Annotated in this window: 11 protein-coding genes; all 11 read left to right on the forward strand. The window is 43.0% G+C overall.

The genetic code is table 11. The features are described from left to right. The first annotated feature begins 123 nt into the window (after window positions 1-123). The 11 genes from xseA (at window position 124) to spoIVB (ending at window position 10,990) form a co-directional block, all read left to right on the forward strand. Window positions 124-1,335 (forward strand): exodeoxyribonuclease VII large subunit, encoded by a 1,212-nt coding sequence (gene xseA, locus VN379_RS23975; RefSeq protein ID WP_325538594.1) that lies wholly within the window; start codon window positions 124-126, stop codon window positions 1,333-1,335. After that, complete coding sequence (gene xseB / locus VN379_RS23980; RefSeq protein WP_325538596.1) at window positions 1,328-1,585, forward strand: exodeoxyribonuclease VII small subunit; 258 nt, start codon at window positions 1,328-1,330, stop codon at window positions 1,583-1,585. Before xseA ends, xseB begins: the two co-directional genes overlap by 8 nt. A gap of 5 nt (window positions 1,586-1,590) precedes the next feature. Beyond that, entirely contained in the window at window positions 1,591-2,481 is an 891-nt protein-coding gene (locus tag VN379_RS23985; protein WP_325538597.1) for a farnesyl diphosphate synthase, read from the forward strand. A 10-nt stretch (window positions 2,482-2,491) separates the two neighbouring features. Continuing rightward, on the forward strand, window positions 2,492-2,950 hold the full coding sequence (locus VN379_RS23990) for a divergent PAP2 family protein (RefSeq protein ID WP_325538599.1): 459 nt from the start codon (window positions 2,492-2,494) through the stop codon (window positions 2,948-2,950). A 61-nt stretch (window positions 2,951-3,011) separates the two neighbouring features. Further along, window positions 3,012-4,934, forward strand: a complete 1,923-nt coding sequence (gene dxs, locus VN379_RS23995) for a 1-deoxy-D-xylulose-5-phosphate synthase (protein ID WP_414715036.1) — start codon at window positions 3,012-3,014, stop codon at window positions 4,932-4,934. Next, the gene (locus VN379_RS24000) at window positions 4,931-5,749 is read left to right on the forward strand and encodes a TlyA family RNA methyltransferase (protein ID WP_325538603.1); all 819 of its coding nucleotides are present in this window, start codon (window positions 4,931-4,933) and stop codon (window positions 5,747-5,749) included. Before dxs ends, VN379_RS24000 begins: the two co-directional genes overlap by 4 nt. A 14-nt stretch (window positions 5,750-5,763) precedes the next feature. Next, window positions 5,764-6,630 (forward strand): NAD(+)/NADH kinase, encoded by an 867-nt coding sequence (locus tag VN379_RS24005; protein WP_325538605.1) that lies wholly within the window; start codon window positions 5,764-5,766, stop codon window positions 6,628-6,630. Beyond that, window positions 6,617-7,183 carry a class I SAM-dependent methyltransferase gene (locus tag VN379_RS24010; protein WP_325538607.1) on the forward strand — a complete coding sequence of 189 codons (567 nt, stop codon included), beginning with the start codon at window positions 6,617-6,619 and terminating at the stop codon, window positions 7,181-7,183. Before VN379_RS24005 ends, VN379_RS24010 begins: the two co-directional genes overlap by 14 nt. Before the next feature lie 5 nt (window positions 7,184-7,188). Further along, entirely contained in the window at window positions 7,189-7,659 is a 471-nt protein-coding gene (argR, locus tag VN379_RS24015) for an arginine repressor (RefSeq protein ID WP_325538609.1), read from the forward strand. A gap of 12 nt (window positions 7,660-7,671) precedes the next feature. Next, window positions 7,672-9,387, forward strand: a complete 1,716-nt coding sequence (gene recN, locus VN379_RS24020; protein ID WP_325538611.1) for a DNA repair protein RecN — start codon at window positions 7,672-7,674, stop codon at window positions 9,385-9,387. A gap of 190 nt (window positions 9,388-9,577) precedes the next feature. Next, complete coding sequence (spoIVB, locus tag VN379_RS24025) at window positions 9,578-10,990, forward strand: SpoIVB peptidase (protein WP_325538613.1); 1,413 nt, start codon at window positions 9,578-9,580, stop codon at window positions 10,988-10,990. The last annotated feature ends 75 nt before the right edge of the window (window positions 10,991-11,065 follow it).

The raw sequence follows: 11,065 nt of genomic DNA on the forward strand, positions 1-11,065 counted from the left end.
AATCTCCCAGCATAGATGTTAGGGAGGTCTTAGAGCGGCTTAATCATCAGATAACAACGTAATAATAAAGGATTCGACCGGTTTGAATCAAAAATATGATGTGAATAAATCAGGTGAATGAATATGAGCAGCATATATACCGTCAGTGATCTTACTAAATATATTAAAGGGATGTTTGACAAAGACTCTAAACTAGTGTCAGTTGCTATTAAGGGCGAGTTATCAAATTTTAAATTACACTATTCAGGTCACTGCTATTTTACGCTTAAGGATGCCGGCTCTCAAATAAAAGGGGTTATGTTTAAAAGCCGGGCGCAATTTTTAAAATTTGAACCACGCGATGGGCTTAAAGTAATCGCATTTGGTCAGGTGACAGTATTCGAGAGGGATGGGCAATATCAGCTTTACGCCGACCAGTTAATACCAGATGGCTTAGGGGAACTAAGTATTGCTTTTAACCAGCTTAAAGAAAAATTGGCAACAGAAGGACTGTTTGATGAAAGCCGTAAACAACCGCTTAAACTTTTGCCCAAAGCGGTTGGGATTATAACCTCACCAACCGGGGCGGCACTAAGAGATATTATTACAGTTGCCAAACGGCGCCACCCCGGTATGCAACTTATTCTGTATCCGGTTCAAGTACAGGGACTGGAGGCCCCGGGGCAGATTGTACAGGCTATTCGTGCGTTTAACAGCCTTGGTAATGTAGATGTTATTATTGCTGGCCGGGGTGGCGGCTCAATCGAAGAGTTGTGGGCCTTTAATAATGAGATGGTAGTGCGTGCTATAGCTGAATCCAGCATCCCAATTGTATCAGCGGTGGGTCATCAAACAGATTATACATTAGCAGACTTTGCAGCAGATCGTCGGGCTGCAACACCTTCACAAGCTGCCGAGCTTGTTGTCCCGGATGTTTATGAATTAAAGCGGTACATTAATACACTGCAAACTATGCTGGAAAGTAATACGCGGTCTTACCTTAAAGAGCGGCGGCAAGTTCTTCGGCAGCTTCGTGATAATAAAGTATTTATTCAGCCGGAAAAGCTTTTTGCCGACAAAAAGCAACTGACAGATCTATATGTCGAACGCTTGGGACAAGCGGTGCAAAAAGCGATTTTTTCTAAACAGCATGCTTTTAAAATACTTACAGAAAAACTCTCCATACTTAATCCACTTGATGTATTGGCAAGAGGATACTGTCTGGCTCGCACACCTGAGGGAGAAGTTATAACCAAGGCCATTCAGGTAACGCCAGGGCAGTCGTTGGAGATTATTTTAAGCCAAGGACGACTGGATGTTGATGTTGTTAAGGTAAGGGAGGACAAAAATGGCTAATAAAGCAAATAATAAGCAAAACAATGTATGTTTTGAGGATGCTCTTGGCAAATTAGAAGTAATTGTAAAACAGCTAGAAGCCGGTGAATTACCGCTGGAAGAAGCATTAGATAGATTTGGCGAGGGCATCTCTTTTGCCAAACTTTGTTTTGAACGTCTCAATGCTGCCGAAGCCCAAGTGGATAAAATTTTGCAGCAGGAACAGGGACGTCTGGTTGAAAAACCGCTTAATCTGGTGGAGGCTGATTAACTGCTATGATAGAACAATATTCACTAGGTCATTATTGCCGGCATAAAGTCAATTTAATTGATAGTGCTCTTGCACAATACACGCCCGCCGATGCCTATCCACCTATAATCTATGATGCGATGCGTTATAGCCTGGTTGCTGGTGGTAAAAGATTACGACCGATTATGCTTATGGCTGCTGCCGATGCTGTAGGCGGCTGTGGTGCTAATTATTTGCCTGTTGCCTGTGGCTTGGAAATGATCCATACATATTCACTTATCCATGACGATTTACCAGCCATGGATAATGATGATTACCGCCGCGGTAAACTTACTAATCATAAAATATTCGGTGACGGCATGGCTATCTTAGCCGGTGATGGTTTATTGACCGCCGCATTCGGCACGATGCTGTCACAGCCAAATGTCGATTCTGCAATTTTAGTCAATGTAGTTAAAGAAATAGCTGCCGCTGCTGGCGCTTCCGGCATGGTTGGCGGCCAGGCAGTTGATCTGGCCTCTGAAGGGCAAATTATTGATGCGAAAACCTTGAAGTTTATGCATCAGGCTAAAACCGGCGCATTATTTAAGGCCGCACTACGTGCAGGAGCCTTGTTGGCTAATGCCAGTAAGCACAAAATTGAAGCACTAACTCACTACGCTGATCATTTTGGTCTGGCTTTTCAAATTACAGATGATATTCTTGATGTAATCGGTACTCAAGATAAGATTGGCAAGCCTGTGGGTAGTGACATGCGGAATCAGAAGGTAACCTATGTAACACTATATTCACTGGAAGGTGCCAAACAATTAGCACAGCAAGCTGTAGATAACGCCTTAGTCAGCTTAAGCGAATTTGGGTCTGAAGCTATAATTCTGCGTGACTTAGTAGAATATTTAATCACTCGTGAGGCCTGAGGTGTAAATAATGTCCGAATTTATGGCGGGAATTGGGAAGAATATTATATTGATGACTGCCATTACCGCATGGTTCACGGCACAAGTTTTAAAAACAATAACATCTTACTGGCGACATGGCGCGTTTAATGCAGAACGGCTTGTTGGTGCCGGTGGTATGCCCAGTTCACATACTGCATTAGTGGTAAGTCTGGCTGTTGGTGTAGCACTTAGGGAAGGGATTGACTCCGATTTATTTGCCGTAGCCGTCGTACTGGCCGGTATCGTTATGTACGATGCTGCCGGAGTGCGCCGTGCGGCAGGAAAGCAGGCTAAAGTAATTAATAAATTAGTTCGCGAGATGCGGGTGGAACACAAGGTCCGGGATACCAGACTTAAAGAGCTATTAGGGCATACGCCGCTTGAGGTATTGGGCGGGGCCGTTCACGGTACCCTTATTGCCTATGCGTTTTATGTATTTTATAGATGAATGTTAGTCTTCAAATATGCTATAATGTGTTTAAAAATAGACATTATCTGTAGCAACCTATATGACGTCTGTCAGGGAAAGCGGGGAAGATAGTTTGGGGAAACTGCTTGATGGCATTAATGGGCCACAAGACCTTAAAAGCCTTTCTTTGGGGCAATTAGAAAAGCTCGCCGGGGAAATCCGCGAGCTTCTTATACATACGGTGTCTGCTAACGGAGGGCACCTTGCACCTAATCTAGGTGTTGTTGAATTAACACTGGCTCTTCACAGAGCATTTGACAGTCCTAATGATAAATTTATTTGGGATGTGGGACACCAGGCATACGTACATAAAATATTAACAGGCCGCCGAAACAAGTTTTCCACACTAAGGAAAACCGGCGGCATTAGCGGCTTCCCCAAAAGATGTGAAAGCCAACACGATGTTTTTGGAGCCGGACACTCGAGTACCTCGATATCTTCAGCCTTAGGTGTAGCGCTGGCTCGTGATATATCAGGCGATAGTTATAATGTTGTCGGAGTGATTGGAGATGGCTCACTTACCGGCGGGCAAGCATATGAAGCACTTAATCATGCCGGACACCTCAGTATAAATCTTACGGTTATCTTAAATGACAATGAGATGTCTATAGCTAAGAATGTGGGCGCAATGTCAGAATATCTGGCAAAAATGCGTACCGCTCCTACGTATTCAAAAGTAAAGCATGATATTGAGTATTTACTGCGCCGGATTCCTGCGATAGGTGATAGTGTTGCTAAAACAGCAGAACGGGTAAAAGATAGTTTAAAATATTTCTTGGTGCCGGGAATGCTGTTTGAGGAATTGGGATTTACCTATTTTGGGCCGATTGACGGCCATAATATTCCCTTAATTCTGGATGTTCTTGACAAAACGAAAAGCATTAAAGGCCCGGTACTTATTCATTTACTTACGCAAAAAGGGAAAGGATATGCTCCCGCAGAATGTAATGCCGATAAGTTTCATGGTGTTGGGCCATTCTGCATTGAAACCGGGGAAGTAATAAAAACAGGGGGTGCCCCCTCCTATACCCAAGTGTTTGGTGATACATTGGTCAAACTGGCTGAGCAAAACCCTAATATTGTTGCAATTACGGCAGCTATGCCTGAGGGAACAGGGTTAAAAAATTTCTCAGCCAGATACCCTAAACGTTTTTTTGATGTGGGCATTGCCGAGCAACATGCCGTTACCTTAGCAGCAGGTATGGCCACCCAGGGCAAGAGGCCGATAGTTGCCGTATATTCTACCTTTATGCAGCGCGGCTACGACCAGATACTGCACGATGTGTGCCTGCAAAATCTTCCGGTTATATTTATGTTAGACCGGGCCGGTATTGTTGGCGAAGATGGGGCAACTCACCATGGCGTCTTTGACTATTCCTTCTTACGCCACATTCCCAATATAGTTATTATGGCACCTAAAGACGAAGATGAGCTTCGGCATATGCTCTATACCGCTACTCAACTAAACGCACCTGTCGCTATTCGCTATCCTCGCGGCAATGGTCTTGGTGTAGAGTTAAAACCGGAGTTCACTAAAATTGAATTAGGAAAGGCAGAGGAACTCTTACCAGGGAAGGATGTCGTGTTTCTTGCAGTTGGAACCATGGCTGAACCCTGTCGCAACGCCGCTACCCTTTTAGCAGAAAAAGGTATTGTTGCAGGTGTAGTAAACGCACGATTTGTTAAACCCCTTGATGAGCAGATTATCCGGCAACTGGCAAGGGATAAAGGTGTTATTATTACTGTTGAGGATAATGTGTTAGCTGGAGGATTTGGCTCAGCGGTACTTGAATACATTAATTCACAGCACCTTAATTGGGTAAAAGTGTTACGTCTGGGGCTACCGGACAAGTATATTGAGCACGGGCCCCGCAATTATTTAATGGCCCAATACGGCTTAGATCACCTGGGAATTGCGGCCAGTGCCGAAGCATTTATCCGGCAATTTGGTGTACGAAAATGACAGGATCACGTGCAAAAGAGCGTCTTGATGTCCTATTAGTCGAAAAAGGATTGGCCACCAGCCGTGAACGGGCCAAGGCCTATATTATGGCTGGACTGGTAACTGTTAATGGCCAAAAAACAGATAAAGCCGGAACTGTTGTAGCTGTCACCGCTCATATAGCTGTCCATGGGGACAGCATTGGCTATGTTAGCAGAGGCGGACTTAAACTGGCTAAAGCGCTTGATCAGTTTAGCATAGACTTAAATGGCAAGGTAATGGCTGATGTGGGCGCATCAACCGGCGGGTTTACTGATTGCGCCCTGAAGAATGGTGTTGCTAAAGTATATGCCATTGATGTTGGTTACGGGCAATTAGCATGGTCACTTAGGACCGACGCCCGAGTAATAAACATGGAACGCACCAATATTCGCAATATAACATCAACCGATTTAGGTGAATTATTAGATTTTATTTCAATTGATGTAGCCTTTATATCACTTGATAAAGTAGTGCCGGTAATAAAAACACTACTTGCCCCACACGGGGTAGTAGTAGCACTTATTAAACCACAATTTGAGGCAGGGCGGGAAAAAGTAGGTAAAAAAGGTGTAGTCCGAGATCCTGCTGTTCATCGTGAAGTTATTAACAATGTCGTAAATATGGCTGGCTTACTCTCCCTGGTGCCTTTAGGACTGACTTTCTCTCCAGTTAAAGGGCCAGAGGGCAACATTGAATATCTTTTATATCTGGCAAATTATCCGGCCGATGCTGCAGTAGACGAGGCAAGTATTGCTGCCGTAGTCGCTGACGCCCATGCCAATTTAACGGGATGACGGAGGAATACGGCGTGTTGACTGTAGGGCTGTTTCCCAACACAAAAAAACAAAGTATTAGTACAGTGTTGGGCTGGATTGTGCAGTATTTTAAGGAACATAATGTACGAGTGGTGTTACCGGAAGATGCTGCTTTGGAACTTAAATGTACTAATTTAGCTGGCAAACTGGAATGTGTAAAAAATGATATTACATTGGGAATTACCTTAGGCGGTGATGGAACACTCTTAAATACCGCCCGGGAGATTGCTCCTTTCGGTATCCCTGTCTGTGGAGTAAACATGGGCAATCTTGGATTTTTAACTGAGATTGAAGTGCCTGATCTAAGTACTGCGTTAGACAGGCTGGTACGTGGTGATTATTACATTGAAGAACGCCTCATGCTGGATGCCGTTGTTATCCGCGATGGGAGCCCTATTTACATTTCACCGGCACTCAATGATATTGTTGTTGCTAAAGGCGGATTTTCACGTATGATAAAATTAAAGTTGTTTATTGATGAAGAACTCACTGCCGACTATCCTGCCGATGGATTAATCATTGCTACTTCAACCGGTTCAACAGGCTATTCTTTGTCTTCAGGCGGACCCATTATTAACCCTAAGCTGAAAGTGATTGTTATTACACCTATTTGTCCTCATACACTGCATTCGCGTGCATTGGTCATTTCTGAGCATGAAGAGATAAAAGTACGGATGCAGGCAACACATGACGATATTGTCCTTACCGTAGATGGCCAAGCAGTATATAGCCTTTTGCCGGATGATACGGTAGTTGTCCGACGCTCGCCATTTCGTGCTCGCTTTATCCGTTTTACCGGCAAGAGCTATTATGAAACATTGCGAACTAAACTACGAGGCGGTCGAGATGCAAACTGCTAATGCAGTTGTAATGGCCCAACGATTCATAAAACCTAAACTTCTCACTGCTAGTCTCGTTGTTGATGCCACTGCCGGTAATGGTAAAGATACTTTGTTTCTAGCAGATAGTACACCCAATACAACAGTTGTCTGGGCTTTTGACATTCAGGCTCAGGCTCTTACTAAAACAAATGAGTTGCTTACTAAGCATAAGCTAGCTGATAAGGTGCACCTTGTTTTAGATAGTCACGCCCATATGCACCAGTATATTAAGCAGCCGGTAGATGCAGCAATGTTCAATCTGGGATATTTGCCAGGAGGAGATCATGAAGTAAGTACATCCTCAGAGACTACGATACAAGCGGTCTCCCAAACGTTGCAATTACTCAGACCAGAAGGGCTGATTACTATCGTCGCCTATCCCGGATATGAGCATGGCAGGGTGGAGCTCCAAGACATACTCCATTATTTTACAAGCTTAAGTCAAAAAGAATTTACTGTTGCCTGCTGGTCAATAGTAAATCAAAAGAATTCTCCGCCAATTTTATATTTAATCGAAAAAAATGAGGAGTGAATAGCTTGAAGGCTCTGCGTCACTCAAAGACTAAAGAAATCATTGACCGATATATAATTGAAACTCAGGAAGACTTGGCAGAGGCGTTGAGTAAGCACGGTATTGATGTTACTCAGGCAACCGTTTCGCGTGATATTAAAGAGCTTATGCTTATTAAGGTTCCTACCGGCGATGGCCGGTATCGTTATGCATTTCCGCCCGAGCAGAATATTATTATGTCGCAGGCCCGTTTGGAGCGTACCTTTCAGGACTCTATCGTAGCAATTGACTTTAGTCAAAATATTGTCGTTCTCCGAACCCTACCAGGCATTGCTCAGGCTGTTGCTTATGCAATTGATTATGTAAAATGGCCCGAGATTATTGGCACAGTGGCCGGTGATGATACTATTTTTGTATTAGTAAAACCTATGGATGCTGTCCCACAAGTTATTGCTAAATTCCGATCGCTCATGGGTAGTGGAATAGGCGTGGTTTGAGGAGAGGTAATCATGTTAAAGTCACTTACTGTCATCAATTTTGCGCTTATTGATAAAGCGCATATTGAATTTGTGCCTGGCCTCAATATCCTGACTGGAGAAACAGGGGCGGGCAAGTCTATTTTAATTGATGCTTTGTCAGCTATTATTGGCGGCAGAGCCTCTGGAGACTCTATCCGTTCAGGAACTGATCATTTTCGCATAGAGGCAGTTTTTGACATAACAGGTGTAGGTTCTCTGCAAGACTTTCTGGATGAACAGGGAATTATCGGTGAAGATGATGGTACCGTAATTATTGCCCGACGTTTGAGCAAGCATGGGAAGAATTCTATTCATATCAATGGATGCCAGGTCACACTAAGCATTTTGCGGCAAATTTGTGAAAAACTTGTGGATATGCACGGCCAGCATGAAAATCAAGCGCTATTAAAACCTGAAACCCATTTGGCACTCACAGATGCTTTTGCAGCCAGCATTAAATCTAAACTTGGCCAATATCGCCAGACATTCAAAGCTTGGCAAGAAGTTAAAAACAAGCTAGTAGCGCTAACCCAGGATTCACGTGAACGTATGCAGCGCGAAGAGATGCTCACCTGGCAAACACAGGAGATTGCTGCCGCAGCGTTAGTTCCAGATGAAGAGGAAAAGCTGGAAAGCCAGATTAGAGTGCTGGCTAATGCTGAGAAAATTATTAACTCTGTATCCCGTTCTTACATGTTATTGAGTCAGGGTAATAAAGGCTTTAATGGGATTATAGCCTGTCTTGCTGATATTAAGCGGGATCTTGAATTAGCTGCCCGCTTTGATGAGACAATTAATCAGCAGTTGGGAGTTGTGACTGAATCCCTTTACCAATTAGAAGAAACCATGGGTGAGCTTAGGGATTACCGTGAGAATATAGATTTTAATCCCGCCAAATTAGCTAAACTCGAAGATCGACTTGATGTAATCCATAAACTGAAAAAAAAATATGGAGCAACAGTTAAAGAGATATTAGCTTATTATGAGCGTGCAGCAGAGGAACTTGCGGCAATTACGCATTATGATGAGAGTGTAAGTAAGCTTGAGCAGCAAGAGTGCGAGCACAAGCTACAAGTAGAGAAACTTGCTAGCGAAATTGATAAGCTCAGGCAGCTGGCCGGACAAGAAATGGGGCAGCAAATATCAGCCCATCTGGCGGATTTGGGAATGTCAAAGGCGCAATTTATCGTCGATGTTAAACGCAATAAGCATTATTCTGCAACTGGTGCCAATGATGTTGTTTTTCTGTTTTCAGCCAATCCAGGTGAAGAACCCCGCTTATTACATAAAATTGCATCAGGTGGTGAGTTGTCGCGAATTGCTTTAGCGATAAAAACGGTATGCTCAGAACGTGACGAAACTACGACAATGGTATTTGATGAAGTTGATGCTGGCATTGGCGGACAGACAGCACAAAAGGTAGCTGAAAAAATTGCCAGGATTGCTTCATTTGACAAACAGGTTTTATGTATTACCCATCTACCACAAATTGCTTCGATGGCTGACTGCCATATTTATATCGAAAAAATTATTGAAGATGAACGGACAATGACTCAAGTAACCCGGCTAACCCCTGATGCTCAATTGAAGGAATTAGCCAGAATGGCCTCTGGTGATATAACACAACTTTCCATTGATAATGCAGCACAGATGTTAGAAACGTCAATGAAAAAAAAAGCAAATTGGAAATATAAAGCGCAAGCGTGAGCTTGCGCTATTTTTATTTACGAGAAGGGTCAAAATCAGCTTCCAAGGCAATAAATGCTAATAATTCCGGAATAATCCCCTTTAAATTCGGGAAACTCTAAGTTTGCAACCGGTTGAACAAAAAATAATTTAAATGAAAGGCTGAGTGGCAAATTTGGGAAGAATGTAATAGGGAGTGATGGAAGAAAACATGAGAAGATTTAATCGGCTATTGAGTAGCAAGCTGATTTGGGCAATATTGATTATCAGCGCAATCTTTGCATTTTGTCTTTCTCCCCAATTCCGAAGTATTTACGGTCTTCCCGTGCATATCCGGATTATTGAAGGTGAGTCGGCACTATTTGATGTGAATTTTCCGCTTACCGTTTCTGTCAAGCATGATGATGACAGTATTCGCGTACAAACGTACGAGTCATTGCCAATTATTGCATTATCACGGCCGGTATCACTTGAACCTGTTAAACTTGGGCAATCAACTGTAGAGTTTAAGTTGTTCGGAATAATACCATTCCGTACTGTCCAGGTGGATGTGCTGCCACCAATTAAGTTGATTCCAGGCGGTCACTCCATTGGTGTAATGCTCAGATCGCAAGGCGTTATTGTTGTCGGGAATTCACCAGTACTCAATATGCAGGGGCAATATGTCACTCCAGCCAAAGATGCCGGGATAACAGTAGGGGATGTTATTATTAGTATTAATGGCATTCCTGTACAAAGCGATACACAAGTAGCCGAAATTATCGATGACAGTGGTAAAAACAACCGAGATATTGATGTTTTGATTAAGCGTATGGAAGGTCAACAGCATATTAATGTATCACCGACGTTATGCCATGATACCAAACGTTATCGAATTGGCTTGTTTGTACGCGACAGTGCAGCAGGTGTTGGAACACTGTCTTTTTATGAACCCGAATCAAAAATTTACGGGGCTCTAGGTCATATTATTACTGACAGTGATACTAATCAGCCCATTGATTGCGACCAAGGCAAAATTGTACTTGCCACAGTCTCAGGAATTCAACATGGTACCAGAGGCCATCCTGGTGAAAAAATAGGTGTTTTTATTGAAGAAGATCAACTACTAGGACATATCAGTAAAAATACCCCCTTCGGAATTTACGGTGAACTAAGTTCTACATTACCCAATGAGAAATATCCGCAGGCCATTCCAATAGCCTCTATGAGCCAGGTTCAAGTGGGACCTGCGGAAATGCTGACAGTAGTTGACGGCCAGGCAATTGAACAGTTTAGTATTGAGATCCAAAAAGTCAATCTACAAGAAACGCCGGAAAGCAAAGGATTAGTGATTAAAGTAACTGACCCGAAATTAATTGAAAAAACAGGCGGTATTGTTCAGGGAATGAGTGGCAGTCCAATTATTCAAAACGGTAAAATAGTCGGTGCCGTGACTCATGTTTTTGTGCATGATCCAACAAGCGGTTATGGCTGCTTCGTTGATTGGATGCTTATGGAAAGTGGGATAATTCCCAAAAAAGAACGCCATTCTGCCAGAAAACTATTTACGTTTTCTGGCAGTTTTTTTGTACTTATAAAGAAGTATATCAAAACTACTTGTCACAATCTAAGGCTATATATATAATTAAGATAAGATTCACATTTTTATAAAAATAAAATGGATTCTTTTTCCAAACAAGGAAGGAAATGGTGCAAGTTT

This window comes from Sporomusa sp., from assembly GCF_035561255.1.
Classification (GTDB): domain Bacteria; phylum Bacillota; class Negativicutes; order Sporomusales; family Sporomusaceae; genus Sporomusa.